Source organism: Streptomyces fulvoviolaceus, assembly GCF_000718165.1.
GTDB lineage: Bacteria > Actinomycetota > Actinomycetes > Streptomycetales > Streptomycetaceae > Streptomyces > Streptomyces fulvoviolaceus.
The window spans coordinates 1-18674 of sequence record NZ_JOEY01000098.1 but is presented as its reverse complement, the minus strand read 5'-3'; the positions used below and the strand labels follow the sequence as shown (position 1 = coordinate 18674).

The window sequence follows — 18674 nt, the reverse complement described above, 5'->3', positions numbered from 1 at the left end:
CGCCGGATACTTCGAGGAGATCACGCCCGACCAGATGCGCCAGCAGATCGAGACCAACCTCTTCGGGCCCATGAACGTCACCCGTTCCGTCCTGCCCGTCCTGCGCAAGCAGCGCGCCGGCCACATCATCACCCTCTCCTCCTCCGCCGGCATCATCGGCCAGGAGTTCTGCGTCGCCTACGCCGCGTCGAAGTTCGCCGTCGAGGGCTGGATGGAGTCGCTGCGCTACGACGTCGAGCCGTACAACATCCACACCACCGTCGTGGAGCCCGGCTTCTTCCGCACCGAGTTGCTCGTCGACGGCTCCACCATCTGGCCCGAGCCGACCATCGACGACTACGCCGAACGCACCACCGCCACCATCGCCGGCTGGAAGAGCATGAACGGCCAGCAGACCGGCGACCCCGCCAAGCTCGCCCGCGCCCTGCTCACCATCGCCGACCAGGACAAGCCCCTGCTGCGCTTCGTCGCCGGCGCCGACGCCATCGAAGGCGTCAAGGCCAAGGCCAACGAACTCCTCGCCCAGGCCGAAGCCTCCCGCGAACTCGGCGGCAGCCTCGCCCACGACGACACCACCGCCTAAGAGCCTCGGGCGGCCACCTGTCACGCTGCCGCCTGAACAGCGGCAGCAGCACTCTTCGAAGAAGGCACGATGGAGATCCTCAACCAGCCGCCGTCCACCAAAGGCCCGGCGGGCATGTTCGCCGGTGATGTCTGGTTCGACGTTGTCTACCAGGGTGAGGAGCCCTCGCGGGCGCGGGCGAACACGGTCAGGTTTGCGCCCGGTGCCCGTACTGCCTGGCACAGCCACGGCCTGGGCCAGACCCTGTACATCGTCGAGGGCATCGCCCTGATCCAGTCCCGTGGCGGCGAGATCCTCGAAGCCCGCCCCGGCGACATCATCTACACGCCACCGGGCGAGGCGCACTGGCACGGCGCCGCCCCCGACCACTTCATGACCCACCTCGCCCTGTGGGAGAACCCCGGCCCTGAGGCAGGCCCGGAAAGCACCTGGTTCGAGCATGTGGCCAACGACGAGTACAGCGGCCCGCGCCGCACCACCCGCCGCTGATCCGACCCCCTCGCAGTCGGCGGGCTGGGCCCGCCGACTGCGTCACCATGCCGGAATCGACTCCAACCGCGGCCTGTCACACGACGACACCCACACCACACTCGCCCCTATCCGTGCTGTGAGCTCACACCGCAACGGTGAATTCGGGCCGCGCACACGGGAAACGACGACGCCGGCGTACGCCGGCGTGATCACTTCTCTGACCGATTGGCGCCACGCCGACCGACGTTGGGAGCTCCGCACACCATGAACCCGACCTACGACTTCGCGAACAAGGTGGCGCTCGTCACCGGCGCGGCATCTGGCATGGGGCTCGCAACGGCCCAGGCTTTCGCCGAAGCCGGTGCCGCCGTTGTGCTCGCGGACGTCGACAAGCATGCCGTGGAGGCCGCAGCCGAGGAATTGACCTCGGCCGGCCACCAGGCGATCGGCGTCACCTGCGACGTCACGGACGAAGGCCAGACGGCCGCGATGGTGGAACGGGCGGTCACAACGTTCGGCCGCTTGGACATGGCGTTCAACAACGCCGGTGTGCAGGCACCGCCCAGCGACGCGGCCGACGAGCCTGCCGAGAGCTTCGACCACGTGAACGCGGTCAACCTCCGCGGCATCTGGGCCAGCATGAAGCACGAGCTTCGCCAGATGCGCGAGCAAGGCAGCGGTGTCATCGTCAACTGCTCTTCGCTGGGAGGACTCTTGGGCATGCCACAACGTGCTGCCTACCACGCCTCCAAGCACGGCGTGATCGGCCTCACCAAGAGCGCCGCGGTCGAATACGCCCCCAGAGGGATCCGGATCAACGCCGTGTGCCCCGGAGTGATCGACACTCCCATGGCCGCAGACATGGTCGAGAACCAGGCCGACGCCATGGCAGAGATCATGAAAGAGCAGTCGATCGGAAGGCTGGGGCGCGCGGACGAAATCGCCGCAGCCGTTCTCTGGCTGTGCAGCCCGGGCGCCAGCCTCGTGGTCGGTGTCGCTCTTCCGGTCGACGGTGGCTTCACCGCTCACTGACCAACTGCGAGGTCCACAGCAGACACCTGACGGTCAGTCCGCCGGTCGGCATCTGCGGCTACTCGCCGACGTACTGCCGGATCTGTGAATCCACCGCATCGCCCATCGAGTCGACAGGGGTGAGCGACACGGTGGTCCCCACCGCGGCACGTTCAGAAGGCCGTACGACAGCCCCCGGAGTGCCCCCGGTACCCCTGCCAACCCCCCGCCCCGGGTCCGCACCACTGCGACGCCACCCGTGACCCGCGACATCTCAGGACCACTGCCTCCGGCCGCGCACGCTTGGTCTCGTGCACCGTCAACCATCGGCCGCTGCCGCCTTCGCCTCTGTAACACCGGTCGTCGCCCCGGAGGCAGTGTTCCGACTCTGCGTTATTGGGGGATGGTGAGCAGGACGCGGCCACGGCCTCCGGCGTCGACACGGTCGTGGGCCTTGGCGATGTCTTCCAGCGGGTAGCGGTCGCCGACATCGACGCTGAGAGCGCCGACAGCGGCTGCGGAGGTCAGGTCACGAGTGGCCCGGCTTCTGGCCTCGGCCGGGAAGTCGTCGCTGCCGAGCAGCCGCAAGGTGACGTTGTTGAACAGCAGAGGCCAGAACGGGATCTCAGTGCGGTCGGCGCGAGTGGCGTACGCCGCGATCACGGCGTTGTTCGCGGCGACGGCGTTGTCGAGGTCGGCGTTGTCCGACAGAGCCACCTCGATGATCCGGTCGACGCCCTGGGGTGCGTACGCGCGGATCGCCCCCGCCGGGTCCTCCTGGTCCAGGGCGACGGCATGGGCTACAACAGCCGGGTCGACGCGGTCGAGGTCCGCACCACGGCGGACGGTGGCCAGCACGTTGGCGCCGGCCCAGCGGGCGAGTTGGGCTGCCAGGGACCCCACTCCTCCGAGGACGCCGTGCACGAGCACGAGCTTTCCCTCGACCGGCCCGTCGGCGAAGACAGTGCGGTGGGCGGTGATCCCGGGGATGCCCAGGCTCGCGCCGAGTTCGTCACCCACGTGGTCGGGCAGGGCAACGGCCTGGCTGTCGGGTACGACGGTGTACTGGGCGGCGGTGCCGAAGGGACGGTAGGACTGGGCGCCGTACACCCAGACCCGCCGGCCGAGTCGGCGGGCGTCGACCCCATTGCCGACCGCGTCGATGACGCCGGCGGCGTCGCTGTGCGGGATCACCCGCGGGTAGGGCATGGACGAGCCGAGCCAGCCGCGCCGCTTCTTGGTGTCGCCGGGGTTGACGCCCGAGAGCGTGACGCGGACGCGGACCTCGCCGGGGCCAGGCTGGGGATCGGGCAGTTCGCCGACGCGCAGGACGTCGGCGGCGGGGCCCTGTTCGTCGTACCAGGACGCAAGCATGGGCAGGTACCTCCGGGGCCGGTCAGCTCGCGGGTTCTTCGAGCCTAGGGAGATCGTTGACGGTGCGCGCCGTGAAGGAAGCGGGCGGCTCCTCGCCGAGGACCTCGCGCAGCCAGCCACGTTCGGCCGTGCTGATGGCACGGGCGGTGAGCAGCATGCCGCGCCGGTAGCGATCGGCGACCCCCTCAGCGCGCAGCGGCCGCTCACCGTCGTAGAAGAAGCTCGCCGGCTCCTCCAGGAACTCCAGTCGCCTGCGAAGCACCGCGTGCTGCTCGGCCACGTCGGGCAGGTGGGAGAGGAAGGCCAGGATGGTGAAGAACCGGGTGAAGTCGGTGATCTCGTGGTCGGCCGGCTTGCGTAGGCGTCCGAGCAGCTCGGTGCGCCCGGCCTCGGTCAGACTCAGCACATACCTCGCGGCACCTGCGGCCGGGTCGGCGCGCCGCTCCAGCAGACCCGCCTTCGCGAGGCGGTTGATCGCCGGGTAGAGGCTGCCGTCACTGACCGGCCGCGTGTAACCGGTCAGCTGCGAGACGCGGCGGCGCAGCTCGTGTCCCGGCAGGTGTCCCTCGGCCAGGAAGCCCAGGATCGCTAGTTCCAGCATGGCTCCATCATCCCACGACTGCATCGAATCGATACATACATCGAATCGATGTTAAGCTCTCAAGTCCTGATCGACACTGCAGGCTGGGGTCACCTCGCCGGCGCCATGGTCGCCGCCATTGCCTCGCCGCCCTGCCAGCCCTGTCGCGCCTTCCGCAAAGGGCACGCCTCCGCACCGGCCGCCCTTCGGAGAAACCACCCCTGGCCTGCCCCTGAACAGGCGAGTCGGCATCGCCGCCACCGCCACCCCCTTGAAGGATGAGAGACATGACCGACACACAGCACCGGCAAACCTTCGTCACCTCGACCGACGGCACGAAGATCGCCGTCACCGTCACCGGCCGGGGACGCCCCCTCGTGGTCTCCCCCGGAGCCCTGAACGCGGCCCAGGACTGGCAGCCGCTGGCCGATGTCCTCGCACCGCACCTGACGACCTACGCGGTCGACCGCCGCGGCCACGGCTCCAGCGGTGACACCCCCGACCACAGCATCGAGCGCGAACAGGAGGACATCGCCGCCGTCCTCGACTTGGCCGGCCCGGACGCGATCCTGCTGGGCCACTCCTACGGCGGACTCGTGACCCTGGGCCTCGCCCTGCGGCAGCTCCCCGCCGCCTTCGTCCTCTACGAGCCGCCGGTACCGCTGCACGGTCCCATCGGAGGGGATGCCATCGCGCCCTTCGAAGAGGCCGTAGCCAAGGGCGACCTGGACCGTGCGCTCACGCTGGGCACGCGCAACTTCCTGCAGATGCCGGAGGCGGCGATCGATGAGTTCCGCCGCAGCCCCGTGTGGTCCTGGCGCGCGTCGATGACGCCGACCTGGGCGCGAGAGGTCCGGGCCATCGACGCCTTCGGTGACGACCTCGACCGATTCACCGGCCTCACGACCCCGACGCTCCTCGTCACCGGGGAGCTCAGCCCGCCCGTCCTGCTCGACATCTCCCGGCGCCTTGATGATGCCCTGCCGAACAGCCGCCTCGTCCAGATCCCCGGTCATGCGCACGAGGCCTACCTGACCGCACCCGAAGCCCTGGCCGAAGAGATCCTCCCCTTCGCCCTCAAGGCCACTGCATAGCCGACGCCACGCGCGGCAGCATGTAAGTTCCACTGCTGCCTCCGCGCTGCGGCGGGTCCTGTGTCAGCTGGGAGTGTCATTGCCTTTCCATAAGCCCTGACGGTGACGCTTCTTCTGCGTCATGCGGGGATGTCACTGGTTGTCTGTGACGTAATCGCCGTAATCGCCGACGAAGACGTTGATCGCTTCCTTCCCGTGGGTCCGGCCCCGGCGAGGTTGCACCGTCGGTCGCGGATCACGCAGTAGAGCACCCTGAGTGCTGCCTCGTCGTGCGGGAAGTGCCCACGCCTGCGACTGGCCTGACCGGAAGCGGGAGTCGAGACTCCCAATTTTGGTCGTCGCGTAGACGATCTTCATGATCTCGAACGGGAAACGTCTGAAGCGCTCCCATCCGCGGCACGCCAGCGACTCGTTCCGAGACGATGAATCGGGCTGCGACGCCCGGGCCCGCGAATCGACACGTTGTCACGTTGCAGCTTGTCGATCAGCCGGGCGTCTCGGCCTGTTCGGAGTCGTCAGCCGACGCGGACTGCTCGATTGCGTCGGTGGTCGCTGCCCAGCTGGCCAGCAGATTCAGGGCGTCCTGCGAACGTGACGCGGGCTCGGCTGTGTACGTGAGGAGGAACTGGGGCGGACGGGTCGTGCCGGGCGCCGCGCGACCCCGCGCTGGCGAAGAAGTTCATCAGCCCGAACATCGTCATGCACTTCGCCGGAACCACGCAACAGGGCCTGGACACCTACCGCGGCATCGTCGCCGCCGACATGAAGGCCTTCCCCGACCTCAAGTGGACCGTGGAGGACATGCGTGCCGAAGGCGACACCGTGGCCATCCGCTACACCATGACCGGCACCCACGAGGGACCCTTCGCCGGAGTCGAGGCCACCGGCAAGAAGGTCCACGCGGAGAGCTTTGCGTTCTACCGCCTGTCCCACGGCAAGATCGTCGAAAGGCGCGCCCAGCTCGACATGCTCACCATCCTCCAGCAGCTCGGCGCCATACCGGCGGCATAGCCCCGCGCTCTCCACCTCGCCCCGGGTGGCCAGTCCGCCACATGCGACCAGCCCAGGTGCGAGGACACACCGCCGGCCGCCAAGCTCCGGCACTCCTCGCTCCCTGACCTGGGGCTGTACGCATCGCATCGGCTGGGGCGACTGATCTGACGCCCCGCCGATTGCCCCCACTTCGTACGTCCAGAAGGAGAAGCACCCCATGGCAACGAATCTGACCGGCACCGTCGCTCTCGTCACCGGCGCGAGCAGCGGTATCGGCGCCGCCACCGCCCGCCAACTCGCCGAGCGCGGCGCCTCCGTCGCCCTCGTGGCCCGCCGCAAGGACCGCCTCACAGACCTCGCCGCCGAGATCGAGAAGGCGGGCGGCACGGCCCTGGCCGTGGAGGCGGACATCACCGACCGCGCCCAGGCCGAGGCCGCCGTGCAGCAGACCGTCGAGCACTTCGGACGACTGGACATCCTGGTCAACAACGCCGGCCTCATGCTCCTGGGCCCGGTCGTCGGCGCGGTGGCGGAGAAGATGGCTCTCTCCGTCGCCGTCGCGGAGCGGGCACGACTCGCCCGTGAGGTCGCCGTGCACGAGGAACGAAACAGGCTCGCGGCCGCGCTGCACGACAGCGTCGGCGCCCTGCTCTTCGCAATCGGGTCGGACGTCGCAGGCATGACCGAGGTCGCCGCCGACGATCCCGAACTCACCGCGGGGTTGCGGCGGCTGCAGCGGCGGGTCGCCGATGCCTCCACCGCGCTTCGGGACTCTTTGCGTGCCTTGCACGCCTCGCCAGCCGCACTCGCGCTCTCCGTCGCGCTCCATGCCGACTGCGCCGCCTTCACTGACCGCACCGGCGTGCCCGCTGAACTGGTCATACTCGACGATGCCCCACCGGCCCTGCCGCCATCCCGCACAGAGGTACTGGTCCGAGCAGTGCGGGAGGCCCTGCTCAATGCGGAGAATGCACGCCCGGGCCACAGCGGTCGTCGTCACCGCCGGCCGTCGGCCAGGCGGCGGGATCGTCGTGGCCGTCACCGACGACGGCGTCGGCCTGCCACCGGACCACACTCGCGGCGTCGGGCTCAGAACGACCGCGGACTCCGTCGGGCGGCTCGGCGGCACCCTGCGCCTGACCACGGACCCGCAGGGCGGTACGACCTGGCGGGTCGAGCTGCCGTGTTGAGCGAGCCACGCATCCGAGTGCTCGTCGTCGACGACCACCCCGTGGTCCGGGACGGGTTGGTCACCCAGCTCTCCCGGCACGGCGACATCGAGGTCGTCGGATACGCCGCCGACGCCGCAGGAGCGGTCCGCGAGTGTGCTCGGGAACGGCCCGACGTCGTCCTGCTCGACGTGCGGTTGCCCGACGCACTCGCCGCCGAGCTCGTCCCCCGCCTGCGCGCGGTGTCCTCGTCGAGCCGCATCCTGCTCTTCACCGCGTTCCCAGAACACGCAGCGGTCGCCCCGTCGCTGGCCGCGGGAGCCTGCGGACTGCTGGTCAAGGACGCCTCCGGCACGGCGCTGCGCAACGCCTTTCGCGAGGTCGCCCAGACCGGCTCGTACGGCGGCGCAGAAGCGGCCGAGGCAACCGCCCCGGTGACTCCGCGCGAGTACGACGTGCTGCGGCTGGTCGCGTTCGGACACACCAACAGCGAGATCGGCGAGCAACTCGGGCTCTCGCTGAACACCGTCAAGAGCTACCTGCACAACGTCATGAACAAACTCAACGCACGCAACCGCGCCCAGTTGATCACCAACGCCCGAACCCACGGCCTGCTGTGACCCGGTGACTCGGCTGTCCAGCACGATCGTCGACCCACCGAACACAAACGCGGTCAGCACTCCCGGGCGAAGTCATGCACTGGCCGACGTCCTTCCGTACGCCTCAACACCCCCAGCAGAGAAGCACAATGAGGGAAGAGAGAAGACATGACAGACAGGGTGTGCGTGGTAACCGGAGCGAATTCGGGCATCGGCAAGATGACAGCGGTCGGCCTGGCCGAGGCTGGCGCCACCGTGGTGATGGCCTGCCGCGACCTCGCCAGGAGGAGTGCGGCGCTGGCCGAGGTCCGCGTGCTCAGCGGCTCCGGCAAGGTGCAGGTGATGCAGCTCGATCTCGCCTCCCAGGCGTCCGTCCGAGCTTTCGTCGAGGCGTTCACGCAGCGCTTCGACCGTCTGGACGTGCTGGTGAACAACGCGGGCGTCGCGTCACCCACCCGCAAGCTCACCGCCGACGGCTTCGAGTTGCATTTCGGGGTCCATCACCTCGGGTCCTTCCTGCTGACGACACTGCTCCTGCCGGTGCTGGAGCGCAGACCCCGGCATCACCACGACCGGCATCACCCGGGAACTGCCCGCCCCAGTGCGCGGACTGATGAGGCTCCTGTGCAAGCGCCCGAAGAACGGTGCGCGCACCCCTGTCTATCTGGCCACCTCGCCGGAGGTGGCCGCAGTGACGGGCAAGTACAGCTGGGTGTCTCCGTAACGTTCGAGACCGGCGAGCGTCCGGTTCGCCAGCTCGGCGATGAGGTTGCCGGGCCACAGCTGGCCACCGTGGGTGTGGCCGGAGAGTTGGAGGTCGACGCCGTGACGCAACGTCGCGGATGACGATCGTTGGTGGGCGAGGAGGACCGCAGCGCGGGAGCCGTCACGGTCACCAAAGGCCTTGACGAAATCGGGGCCCTGCCCCTCGCTCTCGCCGCGGATGTCGTTGACGCCCGCCAATCGACGCGGTCGCGCCCCCGCGCACGCCCGAATCGACGACGCGACGTGATCACTTCTCTGACTGGTCGACGCCACGTCGACTGAAGCGAACTGTCCGCCTCCTTCGTTCCGCGACTGCTTTGTCAATCCCCCGCCTCCATGGCCAGAGCCTCGCTCCGATCAGCTACAAGCAGGGGGAAGAGGCCGGAGAACACCAGGGTTCCATCCTGGTTCACCAAGCGCGCTTCGCTGGTCACCACCGCAGCCCCATCACCAGGCCGAGGCTGGATGTCGATGATTTCCGACTCCGCATGTACCGAGTCCCCCAGATACACGGGTGCGCGGAATCGAACCTTGTCCATGCCGTAGAAGCACTGCAGGTAGCTCGGATGGAGTTCCACCAGACCTAGGAGGGTCGACATCATCAGGGCACCGTGTGCGATGCGCTGACCGAAGCGTGTCCTCGCCGCGTGTTCGGAATCCAGATGCAGTGGATGCCGGTCTTCCGGGATGTCTTCGTAGCTAGTGGATATCAAGACAGGTCCTCTCCAATACTGCTGAGCCGACCGTTGGGATACTGGTGGGCCGAGGCACTCGACGAGGACGGCAGACACCGCCCTCGTCGGTCTACATGGCGCGGCTGCTGGGTCCTCAGCTGTCGCCGTCCGGCTGCGAGCGCACGTCGAGGCCGTGGCTGCTTGCCCGCTGCCCTGCCAGCGCCCGGACGGCGCGGGAGGCGCTGGGACGGCCGAGCTGCGCGGCCATCCAGGTACTGGTACCGACGAGCGCCCCGAGGTCGACGCCGGTGTGGATGCCGAGCCCGTTCAGCATCCACACCAGGTCCTCGGTCGCGAGGTTTCCCGTGGCGCTCTTGGCGTAAGGGCAGCCGCCGAGTCCGCCGGCCGATGCGTCCACCACGGATATACCGGCCTGGAGAGCGGCCAGGGTGTTGGACAGCGCCTGTCCGTAGGTGTCGTGGAAGTGCACCGCGAGCCGGTCCGGGCCGATACCCGCGGCGTCGACTGCGGCGATCAGATCGTGCACCTGGCCGGGGGTGGCCACGCCGATGGTGTCGCCCAGGCTCAGCTCGTCGCAGCCCAGTTCAGCCAGTCGGCCAGCCACCTCGACCACCTGTCCGGCCGATACCCGCCCCTCCCAAGGATCGCCGTAGCACATGGACAGGTAGCCGCGTACGCGGAGGCCGTGCTCCTTGGCGCGCCGCACCACGGGAGTGAACATCTCCAGCGACTCGGCGACCGTGCGGTTCAGGTTGCGGCGGGCGAACGTCTCCGTCGCGCTGGCGAAGACGGCCACGTGGCGAACTCCGAGGTCGAGGGCTCGGTCCAACCCGCGCTCGTTGGGGACGAGCACCGGGAGGTCGAGCGATGTCGGGAGCGCTCGATCCGCGGCCAGGGCGGCGACGAGGTCGGCCGCGTCAGCGAGCTGCGGCACCCATGCGGGAGGCACGAAACTCGTCACCTCGATCGTCGTCAAACCGGCGGCAGCCAGGCGCTGGATGAACTGGGCCTTGACCTCCACCGGGACGATCACGGACTCGTTCTGGAGGCCGTCGCGAGGACCGACTTCGTGGATGCGCACAGCCGCGGGCAACCCTGAACGAGGCGTCACGCTCGGCAGCAGGTGGTCGTCCTCGGCACGTCCGCTGGTTCGGATGGGTGACGTCATGCCGCAGTCTCCTCGTTACCGGGATGTCTTCACTCCACCGCGCGAATGCCACAAGCACCTCGACATCACGTCTCGGGGTGGGGCGGCCGGATCGAAACCTTGCCTGGGCGGCGGGAGCTCGTGAGTTAGTTAACGTTAACTCACACGATCAGGTTAATGTACGTTAACCGAGGGGTCCAGGGGCTGTGGGCTCAGCCGCCGTACTCGATGGCCGCCTCCACGCTGCAGGACGGGCGAGTAGGGCCGACTTCCCTCCAGGGAGCTACGGCCCAGCCGGGCGCCACCGCTTCTTTGAGCATGCTCCGGCCCCATCACGAAGGAGAAGAAATGGCAGAACACACCGAGGCCGTGGTGACCCTGCGCGTCGAGGACGGCATCGCCACTCTCACTCTCGACTCGCCCGGCAATCGCAACGCTCTGTCCGCGGCCCTGGTGGAGCAGATACACGCCAGCCTGGCCCGAGCCGCGGCCGACGACGCTGTCCGGGCGATCGTCCTCACCCACACCGGGCCCACGTTCTGCGCGGGCGCTGACCTCAAGGAAGCCGCGCAGGGCGGCATGCAGCAGGGCGCCGAGAGGTTGCTGGGGTTGCTGCGGAAGATCGTGGAGACTCCGGTCCCCGTCCTAGCCCACTTGAAGGGCAATGCCCGGGCCGGCGGGCTGGGCATCGTCGCGGCCGCCGACATCGCGGTAGCCCCCGCCGAGGCGACCTTCTCCTTCTCGGAGGCCCGGCTCGGTCTGGCGCCCGCGATCATCTCCCTCACTGTCCTGCCCCGCATCGACGAACGGGCAGCCGGTCGTTATTTCCTGACGGGTGAGACGTTCAACGGCACCACGGCGGAGCGAATGGGCCTGTTGACCGAGGCTCCGCGCGACGAAGCGGCCGTGGAGGACAGCATCCGGCAGCTGGTCGGTGCTCTGCGGATGTGCTCCCGGCAAGGCCTGATCGAGTCCAAGAGGCTGACCACTGCCCGGGGGCGCCGCGTGCTCACGCAGCAGGGTGATGCGATGGTCAAGCTCTCCGCCGATCTGTTCGCGTCCGAGGGGGCCGCGGAAGGAATGCGCGCCTTCCGCGAACGCCGCCCGCCGCGTTGGGCACTGTCGCGCTGACCCGTGTTCCACGCTGATGCCTTCGCCCCCACCGTAGGGAGCACTCCGCCAACCCGGACAGCTTGTCGTTCCACGCGACAGTCCATGGCCAATGTGACCGACAAACGTGCAGGTGGGCCCCGCACCGCGAGGCCCACCCAACGACAACGGGAGTACCCGTGCCCCTTGATCCACAGTTCCGCTCAGTTCTCGATCAGCTTGCCGCAACCGGGATGACTCCGCTGGTCCGCGGCACCGCGCAGCAGACCAGAGCGCATTACCGGTCACTGGCGATGGCCCGCCGTGGCGGCGATTATGTGCCGGAACAGGTGCGCGGGGTGACGGACCGAACAATCGACGGGCCTCACGGGCCGCTCCCCTTGCGGATCTATGGCCCGCTCAGCGAGCGCGGGCGGGTCATCACGTATGTGCACGGCGGTGGCTGGGTGGTCGGTGACTTGGACACCCACGACCCGGTCTGCCGACGGGTCGCGAACGCGCTCGGCGCGACCGTCGTGTCCGTGGACTACCGACTCGCTCCCGAGCACCACTACCCAGCACCGCTTGACGACATCATGGCGGCTCTGGCGTGGACTTCGGATACCTTCAGCGGCTGCCCACACGTGGTGGCCGGGGACAGCGCGGGCGCCAGCCTGGCCGCCGGCGCCGCGATTCGGGCCCGCGCCGAAGGCGGCCCCGACCTGGCCGCGCAGCTGCTGATCTACCCGGCAACCGATCCCACCATGGGTAGCCAGTCGTTCCGCGAGAACGGTGACGGTTACTTCCTCACCGGAAAGGACATGCGCTGGTTCTACGACCAGTACGCGCCTGTCAAGCTGCGGAGTGAACCCGCGCTCGATCTGCTGGGCACGGCCGTACCACACGGCCTGCCGCCCGCAGTTGTGGCGACCGCCGAGTCCGACCCGCTGCGCGACGAGGGCGACGGCTACGCAAACCGGCTGCGATCCGCTGGAGTACGCGTCGAGCACATCCCCGGACCCGGCCTCATCCACGGCTACTTCGCCTTTCTCGGCGTGGTCTCGGCGGCGGATCAGCGCAGTCGGGAGGTGCTCCGCTCACTCGACACGCTGCTGCCGTAGGCGACTTACTCAGCCGTGGGGCACATGGTCGTCAACGACCATCGCCAGTATGAGACACAACCGGTCCTGGGGCCTTGCGCTTGACCTGCAGACCGCAGTCCGAGGCCGTGCATGCTGCCGGTGGAGCAGTGGGTGTGTCCCGGTACGGGCCTTCGCGACAGGCGCCTTCCCAACCTCGACCCCGCACTGATCCGACGCCGGCCGTCAGCTTCATGAGGGCATCATGGCCACCGGTCCACCAGCCCGACAAAGCCGCCGGTCACCGGCAGGGCAAGTCCGATTCCGCCAAGGCGACCGACGGCCCAGTGAAGACGACGTGGCCGTTCAGATGACCAAGCCCTCCGCAAACAAGTCCCGTCCGATGGACATCAACCAGCTCTAGCCCGCGCTCGTGTCCTCAGACCGACTCTGCGGGAATCCCCGGCCGGACTGAGCAACTTCACGCTCATCCGCCGGTGTTCGCGGCTGCGTCCCACGCTGGCATGCGGGAGGCTGAGCTACCACTCCGCAGAACCGGCACCCACTCGTAGGTCCTCAGGCAGGGGCCGTGGCTGCCTGCTGCACCCGTCCTGCGATCTCCTCGACGGTTCCGACGGCGTCGATCTTCACCAGGATGTCGGCGTAGTAGGCCCGGTGCCGATTACACCTGCCTGCTGGCGCTCGGGCATCGACGGTCACGCGCCATCCGCCGACGATAGAGTCTGCTCAGCCCAGATAATCTTACCGGCTCCGGTGTAGCGGGTGCCCCAGCGCCGCGTGAGCTGCGCGATGATAAACAGCCCCCGGCCACCTTCGTCGGTCGTCCTGGCATGCTGCAGGCGAGGTGAGGTGCTGCTGCCGTCCGAGACCTCGCAGATCAGGACGTCCTGGTGGATCAGAGACAGGCGGATGGGACCGGTTGCGTAACGGATGGCGTTGGTGACCAGTTCGCTCACGACGAGCTCCGTGGTGAACTGCGCGTCGTCCAGACCCCAGGCTGTGAGCTGTGCACCGGCCAGGTTCCGGGCGTTCGCGACGACTGCCGGGTCGGCCGCCAGATCCCAGGAGGCCACCTGGTCCTGGCCCAGGACATGGGTGCGGGCCAGGAGCAGGACCACGTCGTCGGCCGGCGGACCGCTCAGCAGAGATTGGACCGTGTCACCGCAGAGCGCCTCCAGGGTCAGGCAGGGCCGGGTGAGGGCATCACCCAGTCTTGAGATGTCAATGTCCCGGTCCGAGGCCCCGACAAGACCGTCGGTGTACAAGGCGATCAGAGTGCCCTCGGGCAGTTCGAACTCGGCGGATTCGAAGGGTAGGGCCCCGAGCCCGAGGGGCGGGCCCGCCGGGAGGTCGGGAAACGTGACGGTGCCGTCCGGCCGGACGAGAGCGGGCGGCAGGTGGCCTGCGCGAGCCATCGTGCACCGCCGTGTGACCGGGTCGTAGACGGCGTAAAGGCATGTGGCTCCCACGGCTGCAGAGGCCTCAGCCTCCGCCTCCTTTCGGGCGCCTTCCTCCTCCGCAAGGCCGATGACGAGGTCGTCCAGATGGGCCAGCAGCTCGTCGGGCGGCATATCGAGGTCGGCGAGTGTGCGCACGGCCGTACGGAGCCACCCCATGGTGGCTGCCGCGTTGATCCCATGGCCGACTACATCGCCGACGACCAGGGCTACTCGGGCCCCCGACAGTGGGATCACGTCGAACCAGTCGCCGCCCACGCCGATCGGGGCACCCGCCGCGAGGTAGCGTGATGCCACCTCCAGGGCGGTCCCCCCGGTCAGCCGCCGCGGGAGAAGTTCGCGCTGCAATGCCGCTGAGGCCGTGTGTTGCGCGAGTTCCATGGCCAGGACGGTGGCGCCGTGCTCAAGGGCGATCTGCTCCCGGTCCCCGGCCGTCCCTGCGGGATCCACCAGGGCAATCACGCCGAGGATGTCGGCGCCCGGGCTGGCAACAGCCGTGAGCCGACCGCTCTCCCGTACCGGTCGCCCTTCACTCAGAGCACGGCGGAGTACCCGATCTCGTCGGCTATGGGGCTCTCGCTCGTAGGGGACGGAACCCTCCGGGCCTGCCCACGCCCGGACGTTCCCGTAGCGGTCCTCGACCGCGACCGGGTACCCAGTGAGCTCGTACACGGCACGGGCGATTCCTTCCTGCCCCTCCCCGGCCACTGCGACACGGGTCAGCCGGTCGTGGATCCGAGTGGTGTGCTCCAGGGCGCTCACGGTCTCGGCCAGGGCGGCATTGGCACGGCGCAGTTGCTCGGCCTTTGTCCGCTCCACTGTGTGCAGCCGGGCGTTGGCCAGGGCCACTCCGGTTTGCTGGGCGAGTACACGCAACAGGAACTGCGTGGCCTGGGAGGGCGACTCGGATGCAGCCACGACGAAGTAGCCGATGTGCTCTTGGATCCGCCTCAGGGGCAGAGCCCACCCCCACGCGTGCCCCGGGATCTCGACCGGGCCGCTGCTCGTGCCGAGAGCGCGGAACTGCGCCTCCGTATCGGCCCGAACATGCTCCAGGGACAGAAAGGTGACGTCGGCCTGCCATCCGTCCTCGTCGAGATACACGCCCACTACGCGACAACTGCTGAGGGACGGCACCGAGGCCGCCGCAAGGCTGAGGATCTTCTCCTTGCTTCCGCTCTCGGTCATCAACATCGAGAGCATCAGCAGGCCCTGCAGGTTCGACAGCTGATCGCGCTGCTCCCTGTCCCGGGCTGTGCGGTCAGTGGGGACGGCGGACATGGTCACTGCCGGAGGGCGAGGAACTCGTCAGGATCGAGGTAGTAGGGATTGTCGAGCACCATGCCCCCCAGCACCATCTTGGGATGGGTCTTGAGCACCTCCACCAACGTCTCACCGCTGAACCGGTGGAGCGGGTAGAGGCACAGACCTCCTTGCTGCGGATTGCGGCTCAGGAACTGGTTCACCAGCGCCTCGTACATCAGGAGCTCATCAATGATGGAGAGCGGGCGCAACGCCCAGGTCATCTCCGAGGCCACACGGGTGGAGCGGAAGCCGCGCCGCAGGGCGATGGCCAAATTCTGCTCCCACCAGTCGAAGACCCTTTCCATAGAGAAGCCGCCACCGCGCAGAAAGACGTCCTTCGAGGGGTACACCTCCAGCTGCCGCCGGTCGAGAACCGGCTTGAGGTCGGCCTCGTCGCCAAGGTCGTCGAGCAGCTCCGCGGGGGCGGTGGTGTCCACGACGCAGACGCATTTTTCACCGGTGCGCAGGCCCTCACGCAGGAAGGGAAGCAGGATTCCGTCGCGTTCTGCCAGGCTCGTATAGAAGACGCATACGTGATCGCCTGGGACGATGCTGACATCGGAAGGCCCCAGAGATGTTGAAGAGGGCAACATCCATATCACCTTCTCTGGCCGGAGCAGACAGCCGGGCCCCGTACTGGAGAGCATAGCCCTGAGCCCCCAGCGATGGCATTTGATGGGAAGCGAGTCCCTTTCTCCCCGCTTCACGCCGACAACCACGTCGCCGAGCCATCTCCCGTGGCGCTCTGTGTCGGCGGTCGATCGTCTCCTGGCTACCGAGCCGGCTTGCCCAGACTTTCGTGCATCGGGTCGGCACGCCTCGTGCGCAGCAAGCCGGCGTCAGGCACTGAGTGCGGTGTGCAGGGTGGCAGCGATCGGCTCGATCGCCTCCCTCCCGGCCGGCATTGGACCGATGTGGGTGAAGTAGTGGTCGCCGCCCTCGAAGACTCGCTGAGCGACCGGGACACCCTCGGCATCCAGGGCCTTGGCGTACTCGTCGCGTAGGCGGTCGTTCGCGGCAGCATGGCGAGGTCGTCCCGCCAGCCCCGGAGAGATGAGTGAGCGACCGATTCGCCCAGAGGCGACGGATCGACGACGCCTGCGGATCGGCACGCTGTCACGCTGTGGCTCGTCGATCAGTCAGGTGTCTCAGCCGACTCGGCCGGTTCGGAGTCGTCAGTCGAGGCGGGCTGTTCGATTACGTCGGTGGTCGCTGCCCAGCTGGCCAGCAGGTTCAGCGCGTCCTGTGCGGGTGATGCGGGCTCGGCGGTGTAGGCGAGGAGGAACTGGCTCGGATCGGCGCCTAGTGGGAAGGTCTCGAACGGCAGCTCGAGGTCGCCGACGACCGGGTGGTGGAGGCGTTTCATGCCCGTGGTGTGCATCCGGACGTTGTGTGCGGCCCAGCGGCGGCGGAAGTCCTCGCTGCGGGTGGACAGCTCCCCGACCAGGTCCGTCAGCCTCCGGTCGTAGGCATCGCGGCCGGCCTCGGCGCGCAGCATGGCGACCGTGTCGTTGGCGACCTGGTCCCAGTCGCGGAAGAACTCGGCTGCGTGCGGGTCGAGGAAGACGAACCGGGCGTTGCTGGGCGGCCTCAATGGGTCGGCGTAGAGCGGGGAGAACAGGGCGCGCCCGAGGTGGTTTGCGGTGAGGATGTCCAGACGTCCGTTCAGTACGAACGCGGGTGTGCCGGTCATCGAGTCGAGGACCCGTTGCACCGCGGGCCGTACGCGCTGCTGGGCCGGCCTACGGCGTGGCGGGCGGGTCGTGCTGGCGGTGCGCAGGAGGTCGAGCAGATGGGTTCGCTCGGCTTCATCGAGCTGTAGGGCTCGCGCGATGCCGTCGAGGACGCTCTCGGAGACGCCGGTGGCGTTGCCGCGCTCGAGCCGGATGTAGTACTCGCTCGAGATGCCCGCTAGGAGGGCGACCTCCTCGCGGCGCAGGCCCGAGACTTGCCGACGGTCTCCGCCGTACACAGGCAGTCCGGCCTGCTCGGGAGTGATCCTGGCCCGTCGCGTGCTGAGGAACTCCCGGATCTCCGAGCGGATATCGCCACGGATGTCGCGGTGCGCGTCTCGAGCGTCGTTTTTGCCTGCCATGTCATTCACCCTACGAGCGATTTCGCCTGGCCGGGGGTCCCTCTCAGTACCCCTCCCATCAGGGTCTCCCGCTCGCCCGCACCAACCGGTTCTGTAGGGGGTGCATCGCCAATCGCGGTGTGAGTGGCCCGGACACCGTGGCGCACCTGGCGCCCGTCTCCAGTGCCTCCCCGCAGCACCGTCGGTGCTGCGAACCGCCGAAACAGAAGGACGAACAATGCGTCGACACACCAAGGCTGCCGTCGTAGTCACGACTCTGGGAGCACTCAGCCTCTCGGCCTACGCAGCGAATGCCGCGGACACGGCCAGCACGACCACCGTCAGCACCGGCTCCGCCGCCGCGGAATCCACCTCGTGGCACCACGGGTCCGCCCAGGCCAACAAGCGCATCATGGAGCGCTTCACCAGCGAGTTCCTGCCCACCAACGACCCCGAGCTGGCGAAGAAGTTCATCAGCCCGAACATCGTCATGCACTTCGGCGGAACGACGCAGCAGGGCCTGGACACCTACCGCGGCATCGTGGCCGCCAACATGAAGGCCTTCCCCGACCTCAAGTGGACGGTGGAGGACATGCGCGCTGAGGGCGACACCGTCGCCATCCGCTACACCATGACCGGCACCCACGAAGGACCCTTCGCCGGAGTCGAGGGCACCGGCAAGAAGATCCAGGCGGAGAGCTTCGCGTTCTACCGCCTGTCCCACGGCAAGATCGTCGAGGAGCGCGCCCAGCTCGACATGCTCGGCATCCTCACGCAGATGGGCGCCATCCCCGCCGCCTAGCACCACCCGGCTTCACCCAGAGTGGCCTGTTCACGCATGTGGCCGACGCAGGTGCAAGGACCACACCGCTCACAGAGCACGCCCGGGCACTACTCGCTACCCGGCCTGGCGGTTTACGGCGTCCCATCGGCCCTAGCGACTGATGGGACGCCCCCGACCGCTTGCCCCGCTTCGTACGTCTAGAAAGAGAACCACCCCATGGCAACAAATCTGACCGGTAGCGTCGCGCTCGTCACCGGCGCGAGCAGCGGAATCGGCGCCGCAACCGCCCGTCGACTCGCCGAGCACAAGGCCTCCGTCGTGCTGGTGGCCCGCCGCAAGGACCGTCTCGACGACCTCGCCGCCGAGATCGAGAAGGCCGGCGGC

General features: G+C 68.3%; 17 protein-coding genes and 5 pseudogenes. 13 read left to right on the top strand and 9 right to left on the bottom strand.

The annotated features are described in order from the left end of the window. The 3 genes from IG08_RS0151250 to IG08_RS0151240 all read left to right on the top strand — a co-directional run. A partial coding sequence (locus IG08_RS0151250; protein WP_030621259.1) for an SDR family NAD(P)-dependent oxidoreductase occupies window positions 1-583 on the top strand: 583 nt, incomplete at its 5' end. Between the two features lie 69 nt (window positions 584-652). Continuing rightward, window positions 653-1072, top strand: coding sequence for a (R)-mandelonitrile lyase (locus tag IG08_RS0151245; RefSeq protein WP_030621257.1), 420 nt, complete (start codon window positions 653-655; stop codon window positions 1070-1072). Window positions 1073-1318: 246 nt separating this feature from the next. Next, the gene (locus IG08_RS0151240) at window positions 1319-2086 is read left to right on the top strand and encodes a glucose 1-dehydrogenase (RefSeq protein WP_030621255.1); all 768 of its coding nucleotides are present in this window, start codon (window positions 1319-1321) and stop codon (window positions 2084-2086) included. Window positions 2087-2458: 372 nt separating this feature from the next. Here the strand turns inward: IG08_RS0151240 and IG08_RS0151230 are convergent, their stop codons facing one another. Both IG08_RS0151230 and IG08_RS0151225 read right to left on the bottom strand, forming a co-directional pair. Further along, entirely contained in the window at window positions 2459-3439 is a 981-nt protein-coding gene (locus IG08_RS0151230) for an NADPH:quinone reductase (RefSeq protein ID WP_030621253.1), read from the bottom strand. Between the two features lie 22 nt (window positions 3440-3461). Beyond that, window positions 3462-4040, bottom strand: a complete 579-nt coding sequence (locus tag IG08_RS0151225) for a PadR family transcriptional regulator (protein ID WP_043457466.1) — start codon at window positions 4038-4040, stop codon at window positions 3462-3464. 266 nt (window positions 4041-4306) lie between these two features. On the opposite strand from IG08_RS0151225, the gene IG08_RS0151220 reads away from it, so the two are divergent. Next, a complete protein-coding gene (locus tag IG08_RS0151220) occupies window positions 4307-5113 on the top strand; it encodes an alpha/beta fold hydrolase (protein ID WP_030621250.1) in 807 nt (268 codons plus the stop codon). A gap of 132 nt (window positions 5114-5245) precedes the next feature. On the opposite strand, the pseudogene IG08_RS63320 reads toward IG08_RS0151220, so the two are convergent. After that, window positions 5246-5509, bottom strand: a pseudogene (locus tag IG08_RS63320) (transposase); the annotation flags it as partial. A gap of 267 nt (window positions 5510-5776) precedes the next feature. On the opposite strand from IG08_RS63320, the pseudogene IG08_RS0151215 reads away from it, so the two are divergent. The 5 genes and pseudogenes from IG08_RS0151215 to IG08_RS62155 all read left to right on the top strand — a co-directional run. Beyond that, window positions 5777-6124, top strand: a pseudogene (locus IG08_RS0151215) (ester cyclase); the annotation flags it as partial. A 199-nt stretch (window positions 6125-6323) separates the two neighbouring features. Then, window positions 6324-6887: pseudogene (locus IG08_RS62920) on the top strand (SDR family NAD(P)-dependent oxidoreductase); the annotation flags it as partial. Further along, window positions 6856-7296, top strand: coding sequence for a sensor histidine kinase (locus tag IG08_RS62915; protein ID WP_338060203.1), 441 nt, complete (start codon window positions 6856-6858; stop codon window positions 7294-7296). The pseudogene IG08_RS62920 and the gene IG08_RS62915, both read left to right, overlap by 32 nt. Beyond that, on the top strand, window positions 7290-7895 hold the full coding sequence (locus IG08_RS62910; protein WP_030621243.1) for a response regulator: 606 nt from the start codon (window positions 7290-7292) through the stop codon (window positions 7893-7895). The genes IG08_RS62915 and IG08_RS62910 overlap by 7 nt, the downstream gene beginning before the upstream one ends. A gap of 147 nt (window positions 7896-8042) precedes the next feature. Further along, a pseudogene (locus IG08_RS62155) lies at window positions 8043-8417 on the top strand (SDR family NAD(P)-dependent oxidoreductase); the annotation flags it as partial. 117 nt (window positions 8418-8534) lie between these two features. Here the strand turns inward: IG08_RS62155 and IG08_RS62150 are convergent. From IG08_RS62150 to IG08_RS0151185, 3 genes and pseudogenes are all read right to left on the bottom strand, one after another. After that, a pseudogene (locus IG08_RS62150) lies at window positions 8535-8837 on the bottom strand (metallophosphoesterase); the annotation flags it as partial. Between the two features lie 122 nt (window positions 8838-8959). Then, window positions 8960-9352 (bottom strand): MaoC/PaaZ C-terminal domain-containing protein, encoded by a 393-nt coding sequence (locus IG08_RS0151190; RefSeq protein WP_078656116.1) that lies wholly within the window; start codon window positions 9350-9352, stop codon window positions 8960-8962. A gap of 115 nt (window positions 9353-9467) precedes the next feature. Beyond that, the gene (locus IG08_RS0151185; protein WP_052425309.1) at window positions 9468-10502 is read right to left on the bottom strand and encodes a hydroxymethylglutaryl-CoA lyase; all 1035 of its coding nucleotides are present in this window, start codon (window positions 10500-10502) and stop codon (window positions 9468-9470) included. A 327-nt stretch (window positions 10503-10829) separates the two neighbouring features. Here IG08_RS0151185 and IG08_RS0151180 point away from each other — a divergent pair, with 327 nt between their 5' ends. Next, complete coding sequence (locus tag IG08_RS0151180) at window positions 10830-11612, top strand: enoyl-CoA hydratase family protein (RefSeq protein WP_052425308.1); 783 nt, start codon at window positions 10830-10832, stop codon at window positions 11610-11612. A 317-nt stretch (window positions 11613-11929) separates the two neighbouring features. Beyond that, the gene (locus IG08_RS0151175) at window positions 11930-12691 is read left to right on the top strand and encodes an alpha/beta hydrolase (RefSeq protein ID WP_199821135.1); all 762 of its coding nucleotides are present in this window, start codon (window positions 11930-11932) and stop codon (window positions 12689-12691) included. A 674-nt stretch (window positions 12692-13365) separates the two neighbouring features. On the opposite strand, the gene IG08_RS58445 is transcribed toward IG08_RS0151175, so the two are convergent. The 3 genes from IG08_RS58445 to IG08_RS0151155 all read right to left on the bottom strand — a co-directional run bounded on the left by IG08_RS58445 (window position 13366) and on the right by IG08_RS0151155 (window position 17527). Then, window positions 13366-15408: an ATP-binding SpoIIE family protein phosphatase gene (locus tag IG08_RS58445; RefSeq protein WP_078656115.1), complete on the bottom strand. Its 2043-nt coding sequence runs from the start codon at window positions 15406-15408 to the stop codon at window positions 13366-13368. 2 nt (window positions 15409-15410) lie between these two features. Continuing rightward, window positions 15411-16025, bottom strand: coding sequence for an MEDS domain-containing protein (locus IG08_RS0151165; RefSeq protein WP_030621222.1), 615 nt, complete (start codon window positions 16023-16025; stop codon window positions 15411-15413). A 542-nt stretch (window positions 16026-16567) separates the two neighbouring features. Further along, window positions 16568-17527, bottom strand: a complete 960-nt coding sequence (locus IG08_RS0151155) for a helix-turn-helix domain-containing protein (RefSeq protein WP_052425307.1) — start codon at window positions 17525-17527, stop codon at window positions 16568-16570. Between the two features lie 217 nt (window positions 17528-17744). Here IG08_RS0151155 and IG08_RS0151150 point away from each other — a divergent pair, with 217 nt between their 5' ends. Together IG08_RS0151150 and IG08_RS56540 are read left to right on the top strand one after the other, a co-directional pair. After that, window positions 17745-18308, top strand: a complete 564-nt coding sequence (locus IG08_RS0151150) for an ester cyclase (RefSeq protein WP_052425306.1) — start codon at window positions 17745-17747, stop codon at window positions 18306-18308. A gap of 198 nt (window positions 18309-18506) precedes the next feature. After that, window positions 18507-18674: SDR family NAD(P)-dependent oxidoreductase (locus IG08_RS56540; protein WP_158812404.1), on the top strand; the 168-nt coding region annotated here is incomplete at its 3' end.

Coding starts and splice junctions, on each gene's coding strand:
- IG08_RS0151185 (WP_052425309.1), bottom strand. CDS start 10,502: ATGACGTCACCCATCCGAACCAGCGGACGTGCCGAGGACGACCACCTG.
- IG08_RS0151220 (WP_030621250.1), top strand. CDS start 4,307: ATGACCGACACACAGCACCGGCAAACCTTCGTCACCTCGACCGACGGC.
- IG08_RS0151165 (WP_030621222.1), bottom strand. CDS start 16,025: ATGTTGCCCTCTTCAACATCTCTGGGGCCTTCCGATGTCAGCATCGTC.
- IG08_RS0151150 (WP_052425306.1), top strand. CDS start 17,745: ATGCGTCGACACACCAAGGCTGCCGTCGTAGTCACGACTCTGGGAGCA.
- IG08_RS0151240 (WP_030621255.1), top strand. CDS start 1,319: ATGAACCCGACCTACGACTTCGCGAACAAGGTGGCGCTCGTCACCGGC.
- IG08_RS0151155 (WP_052425307.1), bottom strand. CDS start 17,527: ATGGCAGGCAAAAACGACGCTCGAGACGCGCACCGCGACATCCGTGGC.
- IG08_RS0151245 (WP_030621257.1), top strand. CDS start 653: ATGGAGATCCTCAACCAGCCGCCGTCCACCAAAGGCCCGGCGGGCATG.
- IG08_RS58445 (WP_078656115.1), bottom strand. CDS start 15,408: ATGTCCGCCGTCCCCACTGACCGCACAGCCCGGGACAGGGAGCAGCGC.
- IG08_RS62915 (WP_338060203.1), top strand. CDS start 6,856: ATGCCTCCACCGCGCTTCGGGACTCTTTGCGTGCCTTGCACGCCTCGC.
- IG08_RS0151225 (WP_043457466.1), bottom strand. CDS start 4,040: ATGCTGGAACTAGCGATCCTGGGCTTCCTGGCCGAGGGACACCTGCCG.
- IG08_RS0151180 (WP_052425308.1), top strand. CDS start 10,830: ATGGCAGAACACACCGAGGCCGTGGTGACCCTGCGCGTCGAGGACGGC.
- IG08_RS0151230 (WP_030621253.1), bottom strand. CDS start 3,439: ATGCTTGCGTCCTGGTACGACGAACAGGGCCCCGCCGCCGACGTCCTG.